This window comes from Bifidobacterium miconis (genome assembly GCF_019331735.1).
Classification (GTDB): domain Bacteria; phylum Actinomycetota; class Actinomycetes; order Actinomycetales; family Bifidobacteriaceae; genus Bifidobacterium; species Bifidobacterium miconis.
Map to the genome: position 1 here is coordinate 1 of NZ_JAHBBH010000045.1, position 21,545 is coordinate 21,545.

At 65.3% G+C, this 21,545-nt stretch carries 18 protein-coding genes and 1 other RNA gene; 16 read left to right on the plus strand and 3 right to left on the minus strand.

Going from position 1 to position 21,545, the window contains the following annotated elements:
• Window positions 1–159 precede the first annotated feature (159 nt).
• The 11 genes from ffs (at window position 160) to KIH79_RS11220 (ending at window position 12,540) form a co-directional block, all read left to right on the plus strand.
• Window positions 160–254: signal recognition particle sRNA small type (gene ffs, locus KIH79_RS11170), an RNA gene on the plus strand.
• A gap of 55 nt (window positions 255–309) precedes the next feature.
• Complete coding sequence (locus tag KIH79_RS11175; protein ID WP_219059443.1) at window positions 310–1,470, plus strand: phosphatase PAP2 family protein; 1,161 nt, start codon at window positions 310–312, stop codon at window positions 1,468–1,470.
• 164 nt (window positions 1,471–1,634) lie between these two features.
• Window positions 1,635–4,640: a type I DNA topoisomerase gene (topA, locus tag KIH79_RS11180; protein ID WP_219059444.1), complete on the plus strand. Its 3,006-nt coding sequence runs from the start codon at window positions 1,635–1,637 to the stop codon at window positions 4,638–4,640.
• Entirely contained in the window at window positions 4,637–5,335 is a 699-nt protein-coding gene (gene tmk, locus KIH79_RS11185; RefSeq protein WP_219059445.1) for a dTMP kinase, read from the plus strand. Before topA ends, tmk begins: the two co-directional genes overlap by 4 nt.
• Window positions 5,332–6,510, plus strand: coding sequence for a DNA polymerase III subunit delta' (locus KIH79_RS11190; protein ID WP_219059446.1), 1,179 nt, complete (start codon window positions 5,332–5,334; stop codon window positions 6,508–6,510). The genes tmk and KIH79_RS11190 overlap by 4 nt, the downstream gene beginning before the upstream one ends.
• A 120-nt stretch (window positions 6,511–6,630) precedes the next feature.
• On the plus strand, window positions 6,631–7,449 hold the full coding sequence (locus KIH79_RS11195) for a GntR family transcriptional regulator (RefSeq protein WP_236023819.1): 819 nt from the start codon (window positions 6,631–6,633) through the stop codon (window positions 7,447–7,449).
• A 328-nt stretch (window positions 7,450–7,777) separates the two neighbouring features.
• Entirely contained in the window at window positions 7,778–9,118 is a 1,341-nt protein-coding gene (locus tag KIH79_RS11200; protein ID WP_219059447.1) for a PTS sugar transporter subunit IIC, read from the plus strand.
• A gap of 279 nt (window positions 9,119–9,397) precedes the next feature.
• Window positions 9,398–9,697, plus strand: coding sequence for a PTS sugar transporter subunit IIB (locus KIH79_RS11205; protein WP_033494075.1), 300 nt, complete (start codon window positions 9,398–9,400; stop codon window positions 9,695–9,697).
• 72 nt (window positions 9,698–9,769) lie between these two features.
• Window positions 9,770–10,135, plus strand: a complete 366-nt coding sequence (locus KIH79_RS11210; RefSeq protein WP_219059448.1) for a PTS sugar transporter subunit IIA — start codon at window positions 9,770–9,772, stop codon at window positions 10,133–10,135.
• A gap of 1 nt (window position 10,136) precedes the next feature.
• Window positions 10,137–11,570, plus strand: a complete 1,434-nt coding sequence (locus KIH79_RS11215) for a 6-phospho-beta-glucosidase (RefSeq protein WP_219059449.1) — start codon at window positions 10,137–10,139, stop codon at window positions 11,568–11,570.
• 118 nt (window positions 11,571–11,688) lie between these two features.
• Window positions 11,689–12,540: an HAD family hydrolase gene (locus tag KIH79_RS11220; RefSeq protein ID WP_219059450.1), complete on the plus strand. Its 852-nt coding sequence runs from the start codon at window positions 11,689–11,691 to the stop codon at window positions 12,538–12,540.
• Between the two features lie 96 nt (window positions 12,541–12,636).
• Here the strand turns inward: KIH79_RS11220 and KIH79_RS11225 are convergent, their stop codons facing one another.
• Both KIH79_RS11225 and KIH79_RS11230 read right to left on the minus strand, forming a co-directional pair.
• On the minus strand, window positions 12,637–13,707 hold the full coding sequence (locus KIH79_RS11225) for a LacI family DNA-binding transcriptional regulator (protein WP_219059451.1): 1,071 nt from the start codon (window positions 13,705–13,707) through the stop codon (window positions 12,637–12,639).
• Between the two features lie 110 nt (window positions 13,708–13,817).
• Window positions 13,818–14,078, minus strand: a complete 261-nt coding sequence (locus KIH79_RS11230; RefSeq protein ID WP_219059452.1) for an HPr family phosphocarrier protein — start codon at window positions 14,076–14,078, stop codon at window positions 13,818–13,820.
• 274 nt (window positions 14,079–14,352) lie between these two features.
• Between KIH79_RS11230 and ptsP the strand changes: the two genes are divergently transcribed.
• The 4 genes from ptsP (at window position 14,353) to KIH79_RS11250 (ending at window position 20,233) form a co-directional block, all read left to right on the plus strand.
• On the plus strand, window positions 14,353–16,002 hold the full coding sequence (gene ptsP, locus KIH79_RS11235; RefSeq protein WP_219059453.1) for a phosphoenolpyruvate--protein phosphotransferase: 1,650 nt from the start codon (window positions 14,353–14,355) through the stop codon (window positions 16,000–16,002).
• Between the two features lie 296 nt (window positions 16,003–16,298).
• Entirely contained in the window at window positions 16,299–16,853 is a 555-nt protein-coding gene (locus KIH79_RS11240) for a YbhB/YbcL family Raf kinase inhibitor-like protein (RefSeq protein WP_219059454.1), read from the plus strand.
• Window positions 16,854–16,881: 28 nt separating this feature from the next.
• On the plus strand, window positions 16,882–18,546 hold the full coding sequence (locus KIH79_RS11245) for a C69 family dipeptidase (protein WP_219059455.1): 1,665 nt from the start codon (window positions 16,882–16,884) through the stop codon (window positions 18,544–18,546).
• Window positions 18,547–18,715: 169 nt separating this feature from the next.
• Complete coding sequence (locus KIH79_RS11250; protein ID WP_219059456.1) at window positions 18,716–20,233, plus strand: formate--tetrahydrofolate ligase; 1,518 nt, start codon at window positions 18,716–18,718, stop codon at window positions 20,231–20,233.
• 173 nt (window positions 20,234–20,406) lie between these two features.
• Here the strand turns inward: KIH79_RS11250 and KIH79_RS11255 are convergent, their stop codons facing one another.
• Window positions 20,407–20,754 carry a phenylpyruvate tautomerase MIF-related protein gene (locus KIH79_RS11255; protein WP_219059457.1) on the minus strand — a complete coding sequence of 116 codons (348 nt, stop codon included), beginning with the start codon at window positions 20,752–20,754 and terminating at the stop codon, window positions 20,407–20,409.
• A 112-nt stretch (window positions 20,755–20,866) separates the two neighbouring features.
• Here KIH79_RS11255 and KIH79_RS11260 point away from each other — a divergent pair, with 112 nt between their 5' ends.
• Window positions 20,867–21,403: a GtrA family protein gene (locus tag KIH79_RS11260; RefSeq protein ID WP_219059459.1), complete on the plus strand. Its 537-nt coding sequence runs from the start codon at window positions 20,867–20,869 to the stop codon at window positions 21,401–21,403.
• Window positions 21,404–21,545: the final 142 nt, after the last annotated feature.

The following is a 21,545-nucleotide window of genomic DNA, read 5'->3' on the forward strand; positions in this document are numbered from 1 at the left end:
AGCCTCTCGATCGTCGAACTGAGGATGGCGGCCCGCCAAATCAGCCTCTCGATCGTCAAACCGGTGCCTGCATCCGGCGAAGAAACCGTCAGCGGCGGCGCGCTGCGACTCCCGGCGGGGTGGCGGGCGGCGTTTGTCCGAGGATGCTGTACACTGTTTAACAGCCTCCACGCGGCGCTATGTCACCCAACTCCCCCAGGGCAGGAATGCAGCAAGGGTAAGTGGCCTCTGACGGGTGCGTGGAGGTTTTTCCATACTTTCGCGCTTTTCCCCGTCTCCGACCGTGCGTCGGATAGTAGAGTCGGCCCTATGACCGACAAGACCCCCATCGTGCGCGACCCCAAGCCTTCCGTGAACATGCTGCAACAGCCGCCCGCCGCGCAGTCCGGCGCGTCGTTCGCCCCGCTGCGGGAAACGGACGCGTTCGGCGCGCCGCCCGAACCGGTCCGGCCGGCAACGATGCCGTCCGCGTCGCCCGCCGCCGGCTCCGCCACGGACGATCTGGAACGCGGCCTCGCTCGGCTCGACCCGCTCACCGTCCGCCCTCGCACGTCCAGCCGCGTGCTGTGCGTTGTATTCGGCCTGCTGCTCATCGCCGCCGCGTTCGGCGCGTGGTGGCTCGGCGTACGCACCGAAACCGGCCAATCGTACGACGAACTCGTCATCACCGGCTTCGCCGACAATCTGCCCGGCTGGCTGACGTTCCTGCTCGAACCGTTCCTGATCTCCGACCATTATCTCGGCCTGCCGGTCGCGCTCAACCCGACCATCATCGCGTCGCTGCTCATCGGACTGTCCGGCCTCGTCGTCATGATCGCGCGCAAACGCTGGTGGCTGATCGGCCAGAGCGCCGTCTTCGCCGCGCTGTGCTACGCGGCGACCTATCTCAAGGACGTGCTGCCGCGGCCCTACCTGATCAACACCGCCACGCCGCACGCCAATTCCGCGCCGTCCGGCCACGCGATCCTCGCCGCGACCGCCGCGATGATCCTGCTCGTCGCCGTGCCGCGCACGTGGCGTGCCGTGTGCGCGCTGTTCGCCGCGTTCTTCTCCGTCGTGATCGGCATGTCGGTGATCGCCGGCGGCTGGCACCGGCCGACCGACGTGGCCATGTCGCTGCTCATCGTCGGCGGCCTCGCGCTCGTCGCGCTCGCGTTCACGCGCACATCCGGCATGGACGATCCCGGCCGTCGCGTCTCGTCCGTGAGCGTGCAGATCGTCGGCACGGTGATGATCACGGGCGGGCTGCTCGCCTGCGCGTACGCCGCATACGTGATCTGGCAGATCGCGCCCGGACTTGCGGTGAGCGCCGCATGGTCCGCGGCCGGCGCGTACCTGTCGGTGATCGTCGGCGTGAACGGCGTCGCCGCGCTCGTGTTCGGTCTCGCGCTCGCCCTGCGCCACCTGACCGCGGCGCCGCTGACCAAGCTCGGTCTCGTCGGCGCGCCGCCGGCGCCGCCTCGCCGTTAAGCAAACAGTCCACTGGACTGTTTGCAGGCGAGGCAATGCGGCGACAGTCTCGAAACCGCAGGTTGTGGAGGCTGGACGCGGCATGATGCTGCAGCCTTTCCTCGCCGTTGACCGCACGTCATGGTTAATATGACGTTCCGTAGGCACAGTATTAAGGAGAAGGCATGGCAACCGGCAGCAAGCTCGTCATCGTGGAGTCTCCCACCAAGGCCAAGAAGATCGGCGGCTATCTCGGCAACGGGTACACCGTCATGGCGTCGGTGGGCCACATCCGCGACCTTGCGCAGCCCAGCCAGGTGCCCGCGTCCGACAAGGCGAAGTTCGGCAAGTTCGGCGTGGACGTCGAGGACGGGTTCAAACCGTATTACATCGTCGACGGCGACAAGAAGAAAACCGTCTCCGAGCTCAAATCCGCGCTCAAGAACGCCGACGAGCTCTACCTCGCCACCGATGAGGATCGCGAGGGCGAGGCGATCGCATGGCATCTCGTGCAGACGCTCAAGCCGAAGGTGCCCGTCAAGCGCATGGTGTTCCACGAGATCACGCCCGAGGCGATCAAGGCGTCGCTGACCAAGACTCGCGACGTGGACGGCGCGATGGTCGACGCGCAGGAGACCCGCCGCATCCTCGACCGCCTCTACGGCTACGAGCTGTCGCCGGTCCTGTGGCGCAAGGTCGGCCCCGGCCTGTCCGCCGGCCGCGTGCAGTCCGTCGCCACGCGACTCATCGTCGAGCGCGAGCGCGAACGCATGGCGTTCGTCCGCGCGCCCTACTGGGATGTGACGGCCGAGCTCGCCGCGCCCGACGCGGAAGGCCGCGAGGCCTCGTTCGACGCGCGCATGATCGCGCTCGGAGGCCGTCGTCTCGCCGCATCCAAGGACTTCGGCGCGGACGGCAAGCTCACGTCGGCCGGTCTTGCCGACAACGTGCGCCAGCTGGACGAGACGGCCGCGCACGCCGTCGCCGACGCGCTGCGTGCGGCCGCGTTCACCGTCATGTCGATGGAAACCAAGCCGTACCGCCGTCGTCCGCAGCCGCCGTTCACCACGTCGACGCTGCAGCAGACCGCCGGCAACCGTCTCGGCATGAGCTCGCGCGCGACGATGCGCGCCGCGCAGGGACTGTACGAAAACGGCTACATCACGTATATGCGTACCGATTCGGTCACGCTGTCGCAGGAGGCCATTTCGGCCGCGCGCGCGTCCGTCGAGCAGCATTTCGGCAAGGCGTTCCTGTCCGACGCGCCCAAGCAGTACGCGACCAAGACCGCCGGCGCGCAGGAGGCGCACGAGTGCATCCGCCCGGCCGGCGCGACGTTCCACGATCCGGCCGAACTGGCCAGCAAGGTGCCGCCGGACCAGCTGCGCCTGTACACGCTGATCTGGCAGCGTACGCTCGCCTCGCAGATGGCCGACGCGACCGGATCGACAGCGACCGTGCGCCTGTCGGCCCCTGCCGGCGGCGAGTTCGGCGAGGCGGTGTTCCAGGCGTCCGGCACGGTGATCGAATTCCCGGGCTTCATGAAGGCGACGGGGGAGGGGCGGCGTGCGTCCGGTGCTGGTGCGTCCGGTGCGGCCGTGTCCGGTGCGGCTGGCGATGGAAAGGCTGCCGCGGCCAAGGCCAAGGATGCGGAGGACAACGCGTCCCTGCCGCCGATGACCGTCGGCCAGCAGGTCGGCGCGCGCGACGTGACCGCCGACGGGCACGAGACGCAGCCGCCGGCGCGCTACACCGAGGCGTCGCTGGTGAAGACGCTGGAAGCCAAGGAAATCGGCCGTCCGTCGACGTACGCGAGCATCATTTCGACGATCATCGACCGCGGATACGTGTACGAGCGCGGCCGCGCGCTCATCCCGTCGTGGCTCGCGTTCTCGGTCATCAAGCTGCTTGAGACGAAGTTCCCCAAGTACGTGGACTACGAGTTCACGGCCGACATGGAGAACGGTCTCGACCAGATCGCGCACGGGCGCGACACCGGCCGCGACTGGCTGACGCGCTTCTACTTCGGCTCCGGCGAGGGCGCGGCGGAGAACGCCGACCAGGCGCACGCCGGCCTGCAGCAGCAGGTTGCGCAGCTCGGCGAAATCGACGCGCGTGCGATCAACACGATCGACATCGGCGACGGGCTGCATGTGCGCGTCGGCCGGTATGGCCCGTATCTGGAGGATATGGAGCATCTTGACGCGGAAGGCAACCCGAAGCGCGCGTCCCTGCCGGACACGCTCGCGCCGGACGAGCTGACCGTCGAGGTGGGCCATGACCTGATCGAACATCATTCGGGTGGTCCGCGCGTGCTGGGCGTCGACCCGGTGTCGGGCGGCACGGTCGAAGTGCGCAACGGCCGGTTCGGGCCGTATGTGGCGCTGGTGCCGGCCGAGGTTGCGGCCGTTGCAGGCGGAGTCGGCGATGCCGCGTCCGACGCGTCGGCGGAGGCCGCGGACAACGCGGGCGCGGACGCCAAGACCGCGGCCAAGGGCAAGAAGACCACGGCGAAAACCGCCAAGAAGGCCGCCGCGCCGAAGCCCAAGATGGCGTCGCTGTTCAAGACGATGAGCCCCGAATCGCTCACGCTCGAGGACGCGCTGCGCCTGCTCAGTCTGCCGCGGCTCGTCGGCACGTATGAGGAGACGAACGCGGAAACCGGCGAAATCGGCGAATCCAAGGTCGAGGCGAACAACGGCCGCTACGGCCCGTACCTGACCAAGACCGCGGCGGACGGCAAGACCGAAACCCGTTCGCTCGGCTCGGAGGACGAGATCTTCACGGTCGACATCGACAAGGCGAAGGAACTGTTCGCCCAGCCGAAGTACGGCCGTGGCCGCGGGCGCGGCACGGCCAAGCCGCCGCTGCGCGAGCTCGGCCCGGATCCGGAGACCGGCAAGCCGGTGACCATCAAGGACGGCTTCTACGGCGCGTACATCACCGACGGCGAAACCAACCGCACGGTGCCCAAGCAGTACACGCCCGAATCGATCGAGCCCGCCGAGGCGTTCCGCCTGCTCGCCGAGAAGCGTGCCGCCGGCCCCGCCAAGAAGCGCACCCGCAAGACGACGGCCAAGTCGGCAACGTCTAAGGCCAAGACGACCAAGTCGACCACGGCCAAGAAGACGACCACGCGCAAGACGACCACGACCCGCAAATCGGCGGCCAAAACCACCAAGGAATCATGACCGGACTGTTCATTTCGTTTGAGGGCGTCGACGGCGTGGGCAAGACCACGCAGGTGAAGCGGCTGAGGCGGTATCTGCGCGATCTCGGCTGCGAAACCGTCGTGACCCGCGAGCCGGGCGGCACGCCGCTGGGCAAGGCCATCCGCCGGATGCTGCTCGAAGGCGTCGTCGCCGATCCTGCCGGCGGCAAGAACGCCAAGCCCGCCCCGGTCGACATCGCCGCGCGCACGGAGGCATTGCTGTTCGCCGCCGACCGCGCGCAGCACGTGGCCGAAGTCATCCGCCCGGCCCTTATGCGCGGTGAGGTGGTCATCACCGACCGGTACATCGACTCGTCGCTTGCCTATCAGGCGGGCGGGCGCGAACTGACCGCCTACGAAATCCGTAACCTGAGCATGTGGGCCACGAACAATCTGCTGCCCGACCGCACCTACCTGCTCGACATGGACCCGGCCGCCTCGCACGCGCGTCTGCGCCACGGCGAGGACCGCATGGAGGCTGCCGGCGACGGCTTCCAGTCACGCACCCGGCAGGCGTTCCTCGACTTGGCCGCCGGCGACCCGGACCGTTTCCGCGTGATCGACGCGGGCCGTTCCGTCGAAGAGGTGTGGCGGACCATTCAGGCCGATATTGACGCACTGCTCGAAGCTTCGCAGAACGACAGGCCCCACAACCGGAAAGGCGGCTCGCGATGAGCGTATGGGATGCGATCGTCGGCCAGAAGCCCGTCACCGACCAGCTGCGCGCAATCGCCGCCGGCGATCCGAAGGCCATCGCCCAGTCGTGGCTGATCTGCGGCCCTCCCGGATCCGGCCGTTCGAACATGGCCCGGGCCTTCGCCGCCGCGCTCGAAAGCCCCGACCACGGCCTGAACGACGAACCCACCAAGGTCACCCGGCAGGTGCTCGCCGGCACGCACCCGGACGTGACCTCGCTCGCCACCGACAAGGTCACCATCGGCATCGCTGAGGTACGCGAGCTCATCGGCGTGAGCGAGCAGATGCCGAGCACCGCGCCGTGGCGGATCATCATCATCGAAGACGTCGACCGCATGCTGGAGCGCACCACGAACGTGCTGCTCAAGGAGATCGAGGAGCCGGCCGAACATACCATCTGGCTGCTGTGCGCCCCGAGCGCGCAGGACGTGCTGCCGACGATCCGCTCGCGCACGCGCATCGTGAACCTCGCCGTGCCGTCCGACCGCGCCGTCGCGAACTTCCTCATGAACACGGTGAACCCGACCCTGCCGGACGAGAAGCGCTTCAACGAGTACGTCGCCGCGCGCGCGGCCCGTCTGGCCGAGGGGCACATCGGCGTCGCGCGTCTGTACGCCACGGACGAGCGGGTCATGTCCGACCGCGACGAGCTGGTCGTGGGCGTGCTGAATCTTGCACGCGCGTCCGATGCGGTGCTGCTCGCCGGCCGTCTCATCGACAATGCCAAAGGACAGGCCGACGACGACGTGAACCGTCAGGCCGCGGCCGCGGAGGCCGAGTTCCGTCGCGTCAACGGTTTGGGGGAGAAGGACCGGATTCCGCCGAGCCTGCGCGGCGCGTACAACCAGATCGCCAAGAAGGATGAGCTCAAGCGCCGTGCCACGCGCCGCAGCCGCGACGTGCTCGACCGCGCGCTCAATTCGATCGCGTCGGTCTACCGCGACGTGGCCGTGTTGCAGAACAACGCGGAGGATTCTGTCGGCCTCGTGAACTTGGAGAACCGCACGGCGATCACCGAACTATCGGTGCGCCTGACGCGCGAGCGCGCGGTGCGGCGGTTGGACGACATCGCCGCGGCCCGTCGCCGTTTGGCCGGCAACGGCAATCCGCTGCTTTTGTTCGAGGCCCTGTTCTGCGCGTTGATTCCGCGTTGACGACGCGTGTGCCGCGGACGTCGGCACAGCGTCGGTGCGGTGCCGCGCCGGGCTCGTGCGCATGGTCTGCGCGGAGAGTCGTGAAACCGCCCGTGTGGGGCGGCGTGTACGGTCGTATACTTGAGTTATTCGAAGAATAAAAAGTTATGCGATTTTCCGAATGCTGCAGAACGGCGGCGTTCGGCGTGCGACTTCGGGAATCGCTGCAATCATTGGGACGAAGGGGTACGCATGACCGTGAAGCAGCGGGAACTGGCCACAAAAATTCTGCATCGCATCGAGGCGGGCGAATTCGCCGAGACAAGCCGCCTGCCCACTGAGGATCAGCTCATCGAGCAGTACGGGGTGTCGCGATACTGCGTGCGTGGTGCGATCGCCGTGCTCGCCGAGGCGGGCGAGGTGTTCCCGGTGCGGGGCAGCGGCGTGTTCGTTCGTGAGGAACGCAATGGCATATACATGCCGATCAGCACGTCCTACGGCATCGCGGCTGATTTTCCGGGCAGGAAGGTCGTTTCGAAGGTGTGCGAGCTCGCGGTGACCCGTGCGGACGAACAGCTGGCGAAGCGCATGCGCTGCGATGTGGATGCTCCGGTGTGGCGTGTGGTGCGTTTGCGTTGTGTGGATGACCTGCCGATCAGCTATGAGACGGCGTGGTATCTCAAGGAGTATGTGCCGTTCCTCAACGAGGATATCGCGTCCGGGTCGTTGTACCGGTATATGCGCGATGATCTGGGGCTGCGCTTCGGATTCACCGACAAGGTGATTCATATGGGCTGGCTTGGCGCGGAGGCGGCTCGTCGGCTGGGGCTCGAGGAGGGGGACCCGGCGATTTGTATCGAGGATGATGCTTTTCTGTCCAACGGCAGGCTGTTCAACGCCTCGTATAACCTGTATCACTACAAGAACGCGAAGTTCTATGCGATGGCGTCGATGCGCTGACGGGGCGCGCCGTCGCGGGGGGGGCTGTGCGTCGCGCTCCGTGCGGGGCGGGCGTGACGCATCATGCCCTAACGTCAATAAATTATTCGAATAACTTTTTGACCGCCGCGTGTCGAAGTGGCGCAATGGTTGCGATAAACCCCAGTATTTCCAACGCTTTTTGCTGTAAAAATCGCATGTTTTCGCAGATTTGACGTTCTGTAAAAACGGCGTATATAATGAAGCCATAGTTATTCGAACAACTCAAGAAGTTACGAATAACTGATAACTGCACATGGTATGAGGGGCTGAGCCGCCCCGACATCCCAAGGAAGGGAAAGACAACAAGATGAAGGAAAAAATGCAAGCCATCGGCGATGCGATGCTGAATGGCTTCATGAAGTTCGCCAGCCTCAAGGCGCTGGTGGCATTGAAGGACGGCTTCGTCCTCACGATGCCGGCCACGCTGATCGGCTCGCTGTTCCTGCTGCTCGCCAACCTGCCGTTCGAAGGCTACAGCGATTTCATGGCCGGTATTTTCGGTGACATGTGGAACGTCGGCCTCAATCAGGTTTCCACGGCAACGTTCAACATTCTGGCTATCATCGTGGCGGTCGGCATCGGCTACGCCTACGCCCGCAACGAAAAGTGCGATGGCATCTCCTCTGGCCTGCTTTCGCTGGTCGCGTTCTTCATCGTCTCCCCGTCCTCGATGACCCTGTCCAAGGACAACGTCGAGGCCCTCGGCAACAAGACCGCCGAACTCTCCGGCATCTTCAACCAGACCTGGACCGGCTCCAACGGCATCATCTCCGCCATCATCATGGGCCTGCTCGTCGGCTGGGTCTACACCGCCTGCATCAAGCACGACCTGAAGATCAAGATGCCCGACGCCGTGCCGCAGGGCGTCACCAACGCCTTCTCCGCCCTGATCCCGGGCCTGTTCGTCGTCACCGGCTCCGCCATCCTGTACCACCTGTGCAAGGTGTTCGGCGGCCTGTCTCTGACCGAGCTCATCTTCAAGATCCTCCAGATCCCGCTGCAGTCCCTCACCGACACCTGGGGCGGCGCGATCATCATCATCGTGCTCATGTCCCTGCTGTTCTGGTGCGGCATCCACGGCGCCAACGTCGTCTCCGGCGTGGTCACCCCGCTGCTGCTCGCCAACACCCTGAGCAACCAGAAGCTCTTCGATGCCGGCGTCGCCCCGTACACCAAGGCCAACGGCTACCACTACCTGACCCCGCAGGTCATCGACTGCTTCTGCAAGTACTCCGGCGTCGGCCTGACCGTCGGCCTCTTGGTCGCCGCCCTGATCTTCGCCAAGTCCGAGCAGCTGCGCGCCGTCTCCAAGCTCTCCATCGTGCCGGGCATCTTCGGCATCAACGAACCGGTCATCTTCGGCCTGCCGATCGTGTTCAACCCGATCATGCTCATCCCGTTCGTCCTGACCCCGCTCGTCGCGATGGTCATCATGTACGGCGCAATCTCCATCGGCTTCATCGCCCCGTTCGGCGCCGTGCAGGTGCCGTGGACCACGCCGCCGATCATCTCCGGCATCATCCTCGGTGGCTGGAAGGCCGCCCTGCTGCAGGTCATCATCGGTGTGATCGCCGTCTTCATCTACATGCCGTTCGTCAAGATGCAGGACAAGATCTGCCTCGAGCAGGAAGCCGGTTCCGCCGAGTGATAGGCGCCATCGCCCAGAACCTGACAACCGAACAACGACATACACATCCTTTTCTCGCCTCCTCTGAGAAAACAACCGGCCGGCCGTGCCACCGATCTGTCGTCGGACCGATGGCGCGACCGGCCACCCTACGTACGCCCATGCACGCCCCGGATCGCCAAGCGGTCCGCATGTCCGTCCGCAGAACCGTCCCGCAGCTTCCGCAACGGCAACGGTTCCTGACAACCATTCACTTATCCGACTTCAACAACTCAACAATCACAATCAAAGGAGATCATCATGAAGATCGTACTGTGCTGCTCCGATGGCATGTCCACCAGCATCCTGGTCAAGAAGATGCAGGACGCGGCCGCCAAGCGTGGCGAGAACTTCGATATTTCCGCCATGCCGGTCTCCACCCTCGAAACCAACGCGCAGGACGCCGACGTGATCCTGCTCGGCCCGCAGGTGCGCTACATGCTCAAGGACATCCAGAAGGAGTTCCCGAACAAGCCGGTCGAGGTCATCGCCCCGCAGGACTACGGCATGGCCCGCGGCGACAAGGTGCTCGACTTCGCGCTCAAGCTCGCCGGCAAGTGATCGATCGCCGCATCCGACAAGCAACGACAAGCAATCACGAACCGATAACGAACCGACAGAAAGCGTAACGAAATGGCAGACGAAGAGAAGTTCGATCTGGAAACCACCTGCTTCCAGCTGATCACCGCGGCCGGCACCGCCAAGTCCGACTACATGGAGGCCCTCAACAAGGCCAAGGAGGGAGACTTCGAAGGCGCCCAGGAGTCCCTCGACGAAGGTGACAAGAGCTACCGCGAAGGCCACGCCGTGCACTCCGGCCTCGTCCAGCGCGAGGCGGCCGGCAACCCGGTCCCGATGGGCCTGCTGCTCACGCACGTCGAGGACCAGATGATGGCCGCGGAGGTGTTCCGCGCGATGGTCGTCGAGATGATCGACCTGTACAAGCGCCTCGACGGCAAGACCGAGTCCGACGACAAGACCGAAGGTCAGGAAGCCTGACATGAAGTTCCCCGACGGATTCCTCTGGGGCGGCGCGGTCGCCGCCCACCAGCTGGAAGGCGCGTGGAACGTCGACGGCCGCGGGCCGAGCATCTGCGACGTGCTGACCGGCGGCGCGCACGGCGTCAAGCGCGTCATCACCGCCGACGGCGTGGAGCCGGGCAGAAACTACCCGAACCAGCGCGGCATCGACTACTACCACACGTTCCGCGAGGACGACGCGCTCTTCCAAGAGATGGGCTTCAAGTGCTTCCGCACCTCCATCTCGTGGTCACGCATCTTCCCGAACGGCGACGACGCCGAGCCGAACGAGGCCGGCCTCAAGTTCTACGAAGAGCTGTTCAGCGACTACCGTGCCAAGGGCATGGAGCCGGTGGTCACGCTCTCGCACTTCGAAATGCCGCTGGCCCTCGCCAAGCAGGGCGGTTTCACCAACCGCAAGGCGATCGACTGCTTCGTGCGCTTCGCCACCACGGTGATGGAACGCTACAAGGATCTGGTGAAGTACTGGCTGACCTTCAACGAGGTCAACAACCAGATGGAAATGCACACCGAGATCTTCCCGTACACCAACTCCGGCATCATCCCGGACCCGAACGACACCCCGCACGAGGTCGAGCAGAAGGTCTGGCAGGCCATCCACAACGAGTTCGTCGCCAGCGCGCTCGTCGTGCGCAAGGGCCACGAGATCAACCCGGACTTCAAGATCGGTTGCATGCTCGCCATGGTGCCGATCTACCCGGCAACCTGCAAGCCGGACGACGTGATGCACGCCGAAGTCCTGATGCGCGACCGTCTGCTGTTCGGCGACGTGTACTGCTACGGCGAATACCCGCACTATCTGACGCACCGCTGGGAGCGCGACGGATTCGACATCAAGATGGAGCCCGGCGACGCCGAGATCATCAATCACGGCATCGTCGACTTCATCTCGATCAGCTACTACATGTCCGCCGCCGTTTCCGCGGAAGCGGTTAAGGACTGGGACGGCCACGGCCTGCCCGGCCAGGTGAAGAACCCGTACATCGCTGCCACGGACTGGGGCTGGCAGATCGACCCCGTCGGCCTGCGCTACACGCTGTGCACGCTGTACGAGCGCTATCGCAAGCCGATCTTCATCGTCGAGAACGGCATCGGCATGTACGAGACGCCCGACGACCACGGCTACGTGGCTGACGACGCGCGCATCGACTACCTGCGCTCGCACATTGAGCAGGTCGGCAAGGCGATCGCGATCGACGGCGTGGAGGTCATGGGATACACCGTGTGGGGCTGCATCGACGTGATCTCGTTCGGCACGGGCGAAATGAAGAAACGTTACGGCATGATCTACGTCGACGCCGATGACTACGGCAACGGCACGTACAAGCGGTTCCGCAAGAAATCGTTCAACTGGTACCGCAAGGTCATCGCCAGCAACGGCGAGGATCTGTGATCCGTCGAACACCGATAACGACAAGGGTCGGGATGACGCATGCATCTCGACCCTTGTCGTATATTCACATGAAATTGTCGCGGGCACTGGTCGCAGGCCCGGAAGGGAGCGCAACGCCATGTCGCGCAAACTGATTCTGCTGGACATCGACGGCACGCTGGTCGGCCGCACGCACCGCATCCCCGCCGACGCGGTGCTCGCCGTGCACGCCGCGCAGGCGAACGGCCATCTGGTGATGATCTGCACGGGCCGTGCGAGACCGGAGATCGAAGACCACATCCTCACTCCCGGATTCGACGGGGTGATCTCCTCCGCGGGCGCCTGCGTCGAGGTCGGCGGCAAGGTGCTGTCCGAAACGTTCATGGATCCCGAGGTCGTCACCCGCGTGACGCGGATCTTCGAGCGGCTCGGCGTGGACTACGTGTGGCAGTCGTCCAAGGGCATGTGGGCCACGTCCGGCTATCTGACGCGGGTGAACATGCGCGAGCGGTTCGCCAAGCCGTCGCGGGAGTCGACGCTGGAGTATTGGCACGGCATCGATCGGATGCGCGATCGCGCGGTCGCACTCGGCAAGCCGATCGGCGAGCTGGTGCCGGCCAGCAAGGGCACGTTCATGGTGCCGCCATGGTCGAATCTCGGCGTCGATGACGTGCGCGAGGCGATCGGCGACTATCTGACCGTGATCAACGGTTCGATGGGCATGTTCGCCAAGGTCAACGGCGAGGTGATGATCCCCGGCATCACCAAGGGTTCGGCGTTGCACGGCGTCGCCGAAACGCTGGGCGTGAGCGAAACCGACACGATCGCCGTCGGCGACAGCGACAACGACCTGCCGATGCTCATGGTGGCCGGTGTGGCCGTGGCGATGGGCAACGGCACCGATTCCGTGAAGGAGGTCGCCGATTTCGTGACCGGCGACGTGGATCAGGGCGGGCTGCTCGACGCGTTCACGCGGCTTGGGCTGATCTGACGGGCTGTTTTTGATGGTTTGATGGTCCGATGGCCTGATCTGATGCGCCGATCGGACCGATTGGCGGCCGTGCCGTCGTCTGTTTCGGCGGCCGGGTCAGTCGCCGGTCGACCCGCGCGCGACGAGCTGCGGCGGCAGCGTGATGTGCGCGGGGGAGGTCGGTCCGGCGGCGATCAGCCGCAACGCTTCGGCGACGATCTGCCCGACCGGCGGCCGGACGGACGTCAGCGGCGGCATGGTCGTCAACGCGAGCGGAGAGTCGCCGTAGCCGATGATGCGCACGTCGCCGGGCACGGCGAGCCCGAGCGCGTCGAGCGCGACCATCGCGCCGAACGCGACCGTGTCGTCGCAGCAGATCAGCGCTTCCGGGCGCAGCCGATACGTGTCGTCGCGGCCGGAGCGGTCGAGCGCGTCGCCGAACAGCCGCATCGTGCAGTGGAAGCCTCGCTGCACGGTCTTTTCGCCGAACTGGTTCCACGCGCGGTCCGTATACAGCGCATACGATCGCACCTGCGTATGGAACATGGCGAACAGTTCGGCCGATTCGAACGACATGTCGTGGTTCGCGAGATATGCCACCGATCGCACGCCGGACTCGGCAAGATGACGCACGCTCATTTCCATCGCCGCATTGTCGTCGATGCTCACCATCGACGTGCGGAATGAGCGCTGCCGGCCGCCGACCTGCACGATCGGAATCTGCCGCGCGTAGCGTTCCAGCGTGGCCGCGAGCTCCGCGCCGGGAGCGGTGACGATGACGAGCCCGTCGACGTTGCGCGCGATCAGCGATTCGATGCGCTCCTCCTGTTTTTCCTGCGTGGCGCCTATGCCGAGCAGGAGCTGCTGCGAGTTGACGTCGGTGAGCGGCTCGAGCTCGTCGAGCAGCTGCGCGCTGAGCGGGTCGGTCGCGGACGGGATGATCAGGCCGATCGTGTTCGTCACGTCGGAACGCAGCGCGCTGGCCGCGTAGTTGACGGAATAGTTGAGTTCCTCGGCGGCGGCGCGCACGCGGCGGGCGATGTCGTCGTCCTTGGCTCGTTTGCCGGACAGCACGCGCGAGACGGTGGCCGTGGAGACGTTGGCGAGGGCCGCGACGTTGGTGATCGATGCGGAGGAGCCGGACTGCGCGCCGGTGGTGCCGGTCGGAGTCGTGCTGGCCGTCGACATGCTGCTGCCTCCCTGATGTGTCGCCTGTGAAACGTCCGGAGAAAAGAATACGGCCGCCCGGATACCGCGGGCGGCCGTTTCAAGGATAGGAAGAGAGAAAAAGCGAGGTGTTACTCGGCCGCGACGAGGATGTTGGTCAGGTTGTCGGCCACGGCTTCGGCGTTGTCGCCTTCGACGTTGATCTCAACCGCGTCGCCCTGCTTGATGCCGAGGCCCATGACGGACAGGATGGAGCCGGCCGGAACCGGGTTGCCGCCCTGCTTGGCGATGGTGACGGTGCAGCCGGAGGCGGTGACGGCCTGGGCGAACTGCGCGGCCGGACGGGCGTGGATGCCGACGGGGTCGTTGATGGTGATGGTGCGGGTAACCATAAGGACACTCCTTTGCGTCGATGTACTCGAAGGTACTTGGCTGTTTCAGCGCGGCCGCGATGGCTGCTGATTGAGGAGTATAGCACGTGTTGCGGCCGTATTTCTGAAAACGTTTACTGTTGGCGTGTCGCTGTTTGGTCGGCGTATACTAGCAGACGTTTGAAAAAGATTTACCGGCGAGGACGTCGGTGATCGCAGGTGGGCGTTCGCTCGCGCGAGGCCCACCCGAAGGCTTATAACCACAGACAACCAGACCACGAACAAAGGAGATCACATGGAAATCAAGGGTGTTGGCATTGGTCGCGGAATCGCCGTCGGCCCCGTCATTCGTATGGCCGCCCCGCTGGCCGAGCCGTCCGATGCGCCGCGTTCCGCGGACATCTCCGCCGAATCCGAGATCGAGCGCGTCACCAAGTCGCTGGCCGTCGTGAACGCCGACCTGGCCCGCCGCGCCGAAGAGGCCGCCAACGGCGACGAAGGCGCCAAGCAGGCCGCCCTGATCCTGCAGGCCATTTCCATGTTCGCCTCCGACCCGTCGCTGGCCGAGGGCATCAAGACGTTCATCAACGAGGGCAAGACCGCCGAGCGCGCCGTGCTCGACGGCTTCGGCGCGGTCGAAGCCATGTTCAAGGCCATCGGCGGCTATCAGGCCGAGCGTGCGGCCGACCTGCACGACGTCGGCCAGCGCGTCATCGCCGACCTGCTCGGCGTGCCGGCCCCGGGCGTGCCGTTCTCCGAAACCCCGTTCGTGCTCGTCGCCGAGGATCTGTCCCCCGCCGACACCGCCGCGCTCGACATGGACAAGACGCTGGCCATCGTCACCTCGCAGGGCGGCCCGACCTCCCACACCGCCATCCTTGCGCGCGCCCGCGGCATCGTCGCCGTCGTCTCCGCCGCCGAGGCCGCCGATCTCAAGGACGGCGAGCAGGTGATCGTCAACGCCGCCGCCGGCACCATCACCACCGAGCCGACCGCCGAGCAGATCGAGGCGGCCGAGCACGCCAAGGCCAAGGCCGCCGCCGCCAAGGAGCTGCGCGGCAACCCGGGCGCCACCAAGGACGGCCACCACGTGCCGCTGCTGGCCAACGTCGGCAAGCCGAAGGACGCCGACCCGGCGCTCGAGTACGGCGCCGAGGGCGTGGGCCTGTTCCGTTCCGAGTTCCTGTTCATCGGCAACTCCGAGCCGCCGAGCGTCGAGGACCAGACCAAGGCGTATGCCGAGCTGCTCTCCCGCTTCCCGGGCAAGAAGGTCGTCATCCGCATGCTGGACGCCGGCGCGGATAAGCCGCTGCCGTTCCTGACCCCGGAGGACGAGCCGAACCCGGCCCTCGGCCTGCGTGGCCTGCGCACCCTGCGCGAGCACATGAACGTGCTCGAAGGCCAGCTCAAGGCGCTCGCCGCCGCCGACGCCCAGACCGACGCCGACCTGTGGGTCATGGCCCCGATGGTCGCCGACGAGTACGAGGCCGATTACTTCGTCAAGCTCGGCAAGAGCTTCGGCCTGAAGAAGGTCGGCGTGATGGCCGAGGTTCCGTCCATCGCCCTCATGGCCGACAAGGTCGCGCAGGTCGCCGACTTCGTCTCCATCGGCACCAACGATCTGACTCAGTACACCATGGCCGCCGACCGTACGCTCGGCTCCGTCGCCAACTACCAGACCGCCTGGCACCCGGCGGTGCTGCGCATGATCAAGCTCATCGCCGACGCCGGCAACAAGTACGGCATGCCGGTGGGCGTGTGCGGCGAGGCCGCGGCCGATCCGGATCTGGCCGTCGTGCTCGTCGGCCTCGGCGTCAACTCGCTGTCCATGACCCCGGTCGCCCTCGACGACGTGCGCGCCGAGCTCGCCAGCGTCACTTTCGAGGAAGCCAAGGAGAAGGCTGCCAAGGCCCTCAACGGCGACTTCTACAAGCCGGCCAAGTGATCTGATTGCTTCCGGCCGTCGCGCGACGCGCGACGCCTAGCCAAACGGGATCGACCGCACCAGCGGCCGGTCCCGTTTCGTTGTGCGCGGAGCGTCCTCGTGGCGGAAATAACTCTGTCGGCAGTCCGCCAGTGAGCGTTTTCTGCCACGCGATGATTGGAGTGGCGGAAATAACTCTCTGAGGATGCTGTCGGCGAGACGTTTCCGCCAGTCATTGTTTGATCCGCGGCCGGCCGTCGCATGGCAACTACGCGGCCCGATTCCGTCCGTTACACATCGGTGCGTACACTGGGCACATGAAGATTTCCGCTGATTTCACGGTTGTTCCCGACGACTTCGCCAAGGCCGCGGCGGCACCCTACCGCAACGCCGGAGTGCCCATCATCTCCTTCCCGTTCTACATCGACCAGATCGAGCCGGAGGCCCGTTACCTGCACTGGGCGTTCACCGACCCGGACTCGATTCCCGTGTGCGGATTCGAATGGATCCACTGGACGGTCGCGAACCTACCCATCGACGCGCTCATGTACGACTTCAACGACTCGCACGCGCTGTCCATCCCGCCGGACTTCTCCCGCCAGCTGCCGGCCATGATCCCCGAGGCCGTGCAGGGCCGCAACTCCTCCGCATCCAAGTTCGTCGGCCGCGACAACGACCCGGCGATCACCATGCGATACAACGGTCCTCAGCCTCCGGACAAGGACCACGACTACTACCTGCACGTGTGGGCCACCAAAGAGCCGCTTCCCGGCCTCAATCAGGGCTTCTGGCTCAACGAGCTGCTTCATGCTCTGAGAAATTGCGACGAAACGCCCGATCAGGGCGGTATCTTCGTTACCGGCAAAGCGTGATTCTCTGAGAAAGGAAGCAACAGCAACTATGGCCTGCACCACAATTCTGGTCGGCAAGGACGCGAGCTACGACGGCTCGACGATCATCGCCCGCAACGAGGACAGCTCGAACGGCGAGTTCTGCCCGAAGCGCTTCGTCGTCGTCAAGCCGGAGGAACAGCCGAAGCACTACCGCAGCGTCATCTCCCATGTCGAAGTCGATCTGAGCGACGAGGAGCCGCTGCAGTACACGGCCGTGCCGAACGCGGATCTCAAGGACGGCATTTGGGGCGAGGCCGGCGTGAACGAGGCGAACGTGGCGATGAGCGCCACCGAAACGCTCACCACGAACGAGCGTGTGCTCGGCGCCGACCCGTTCGTCGTGCGCAAGCCCGCGCGCGGCAAGGAAGGCGAGCCCGGCTACGAGCCGGAAGTCCCCGGCGGCATCGGCGAGGAGGACTTCGTCACGCTCGTCCTGCCGTACGTCAAGACCGCGCGCGAGGGCGTGCAGCGTCTTGGCGCCCTGCTCGAGCAGTACGGCACGTACGAGATGAACGGCACCGCGTTCTCCGACGCGGACGAAATCTGGTGGATGGAAACCGTCGGCGGCCATCACTGGATCGCCAAGCGCGTGCCGGACGAGGCGTACGTGACCATGCCGAACCAGCTCGGCATCGACGAATTCGATCTCGACGACGCGCTCGGCGAGCAGGAGAACCACATGTGCTCCGCCGATCTGGCCGAGTTCATCTCCGACAACCATCTCGACCTGTCGGTCGAGTCGACCACGCCGTTCAACCCGCGCGACGCGTTCGGCTCGCACTCCGATCAGGACCACGTGTACAACACGCCGCGCGCGTGGGCCATGCAGCGCTTCCTCAACCCGTACGACGAGGTCTGGGACGGCCCGGACGCCGACCACAAGCCGGAATCCAACGACATCCCGTGGGCCCGCCAGCCCGAGCGCAAGGTGACGATCGAGGATATCAAGTGGGTCCTGTCGAACCACTATCAGGGCACCCCGTACGATCCGTACGGCAAGCTCGGCGACGAACACACCAAGCACATGTACCGTCCGATCGGCATCAACCGCCAGAGCCAGCTGTCGGTCATGCAGATCCGCCCGTACCGTCCGCAGTCCGACCGCGCGATCCAGTGGATCGCCTACGGCTCCAACCCGTTCAACACGCTCGTGCCGTTCTATCCGAACGTCGACGCGACCCCGAAGTATCTCGAGGACACGACCACGCGCGTGACGACCGAGAACTTCTACTGGGAGAACCGCGTCATCGCCGCGCTGTGCGACGCCGCGTTCGGCGACACGTCGAACGCCGTGGACCGCTACCAGCAGAAGACCGGCGCGTTCGGCCACCGTCTGGTCGCCGACACGGACGCCGCGATCAACGCGATCGACGGCGTGTGGCCGGAGTCCGCGGAGGACATCGCCGAGGACGAGGCCGAGAACGCCGCGGCCGAGGCCGTCGACGAACTCGACTTCGACGATTTCGACGGCGACGACGAGCGCGACGTGCAGCCGATGGAACCGGACGAGATCGTCGAGGCGACCCGCAACGCCGCCGTGCGCGAGACGCTGGCCGCCGCCAACCAGCGCATGGCCGACGTGCTCAAGGACGAAACCGACCAGCTGCTCGACTCCGTGCTCTACACGGTGAGCATGAAGATGAAGAACGGCTTCCACCTGTCCGATTTCTAGATTGCCCTATAACTCTCGGCTCCCCTTGTCAGGGGAGCTGTCAGCGCAGCTGACTGAGGGGTAGTCAGAAGGTGAGACCTATAATTTTCTGATTATCTCTTAATCTCGCTGCGCGAGCCCATTTCCCCTGACAAATGGGGACCCAGTAGGTGAGAAAGGATTCCCGTCAATGACCACCATCGAGGATTTCACCAGCCAGTACGGCCTGGTCAAGAAGATCGACGCGTTCGGCTACATGGACTACCTCAAGTCCAACCCGAACGCGCCGCGCAAGCACGGCAAGGTCGTGCTCGTCACCGCCGACACGCCGCTCAAGGCGTCCCGCGGCGAGGGCAAGACCACCACGACCATCGCCCTCATCGACGCGCTGCGCGCCCGCGGCATCGACGCGACCGCCGTGCTGCGCCAGCCGAGCATGGGCATCACCGCGGCCGGCTCGAAGGGCGGCGCGTCCGGCGGCGGCAAGGCGTCGCTGACCCACCCGGAGCTCATCGACTGGGGCCTGTGCGGCGAAATGGCCGCCATCGCGGCCGCGCAGAACCTGCTCGTCTCCTTCGCCGAGAAGGCGATCGACGAGGGCAAGCTCGACACCGTGCTCGTGCCTCGCGTCTCCGAAGTCCCGTCGCGCTCGCTGCGCTCCATCACCGTGGACGCCGGCAAGAACAACGTGGCCGAGAAGGTCGTGCTCACGCCGACCTCCGAGCTCATGCAGATCGTCGTGCTGTCGCGCTCGATGGACGAGCTCGGCAAGCGCGTCGCCGCGATGATCGCCGGCACGAAGGACGGCAAGCCCGTCCAGTTCGGCGAGTTCATCGACCTGTGGCGCATTACCGACATGCTCGCCGACGCGGTCAAGCCGGCCCTGACCGAGACCGTGAACGGCTCCCCGGTGTATGTGCACGGCGGCCCGTTCGCGAACGTGTCCATCGGCATCCCGACGCTCGTTTCCGTGGAGATGGCGTGCGCGCTGCACGACGTCGTCATCGTTGAGGCCGGCTACGGCACCGACGCGGGCGCGCAGAAGTGGCTCGACATCGCCTGCCGCGAGTACGGCGCGCAGTGGCCGTCGGCCGCGGTCGTCGTGACCCGCGCTTCGACGTGGCGTGATGATCCGGAACTTGCGTGGCGCTACCCGTTCCACGTCGATCGTCTCGAAAAGCTCGACATTCCGGCGTTCCCGCTCATCAACCTGTGGGAGGGCGAGGACGATCAGGTGCCGTCCCTGCGTGAGACCGCGGCCAAGCTGGGCTTCCGCGATCCGATCGTCGGCAACCTGTACCGCGACGGCGGCGAGGGTCTCGCCGACCAGATCGACGCGTTCGTCGACGTGCTCGCGAACGCCGCCGCTCCGGCCGCGCGCGACAGCCACAAGGGCATGCCGCTGATCGACAACGTCAAGTGGGTCGCCGAGAACGCGTACGGCGTGCCGGCCGACCGCGTGGTGCTCAAGGACGGCTTCCTCGACTCGCTCGCCGAGGCTGCGGAACTGTGCAAGGACGCCGGCCTGTCGCTCGACGATCTCGCGCTGGTCGCGGTCAAGTCGCCGGCCACGATGACCGACAACGACCGCGCGCCGGAGGCCGAGCGCACCGTGACGCTCAAGAAGGTCGAAGTGCATGCGGGCGCCGGTCTGGTCCACGTGAACCTGACCACGTCCCTGACCACCCCGATGCCGAAGATCGTCTGATTGGCGGCGAGGAAAGTGCGTCGTAAAGCTGGCGGCAGCCTCGGCCCCCTCGGCTGAGGGGGCTGTCAGCGAAGCTGACTGGGGGAGCGTACGACCCGTGGCCTACCTACTCTGTGTAGGCCTGCGGTGGTTGCTCCTCCAGTTTTTTTATAGGTGGCTTTTATAAGTGGCAACTAGAAATTGCCGCCGTTCCAGCCCCAGTCGGTGGTGGCGGTGTAGCGGATGTACGTGCGGTCCTCGGGAATGCCGAGCGTGGAGTTGAGCGCGGCCATGATCGACTCGGTGAGCTTCTCCCACGCGGAACCCGGCACGGAACGGCCGAACACGTTGACCTCCACGTACGCGGCCGGCTGGTCGTCGGAACCGCCGAAGTAGATCGGCATCTCGTCCTCGAACGGGCACATCAGCCAGCCTTCGGACTTGCCGGGCACGGCGGTGATCGCCTTGCCGTACGCGGCCTTGAGCGCCTCGCGCTGCTCGGGCGTGGTCTTGACGGAAACGTGGGTGTGAATGACGGGCATGATTCCTCCTTGATCGGAACAGGATCGACAATCGTCGCCTTCCATCCTAATCCGCATGGGTCAAACGCAACGTGTTAAATGGTTCCCCGTGAAGAAACTGATAGCGCAGCTGATGAAGTTCGGCATCGTGGGCGTCATCGCCTTCGTGATCGACTGGGGCATCCTCAACCTGCTGGTCGGCGTGTTCCACATGCACAACGTGCTGGCCGCCACCATCTCCTTCCTGATCTCGCTGGTGTTCAACTATCTGGCGAGCATGAAGTTCGTGTTCAAGCACCGTCCCGACATGGCCCGCTGGATGGAGATCCTCATCTTCGTGGGCGCGGCCGTGGTCGGCCTGTTCATGAACGACGCGATCATCTGGATCTCCACGTACGGCATGAACCACGACGCCTACTGGTCGCAGCATACGGAATACCTGCTGCGCACCAACATCGGCAAGCTCGTCGCCACCGCGGTGGTGATGGTGTGGAACTTCTGCATCCGCAAATGGCTGCTCGACGACACACACACCAATGCCATGAACCGTCTCAAGAAGGCCGAGAACCGTCTCACCGCCGAGGAGCTCGAGGCCAAGTGGGAGCGCAGCTTCTCCCACCGGCTTGGCCTGTGGTCGCTCGAGCACACGCCCAAGGGCTGGCCCAAGTAAGACCATTTCGGTTCTTTTCGTTTTGCCGTGTATGGGGCGTGTTGCGGGTGCGTCCGCGCGGTCTCGGAATCGCGCTGTCGCGCGACAGTGCGATCCCAAGACCACGCCGACACGCTCACATGCCCGCCAGGCGCTTCTGAAC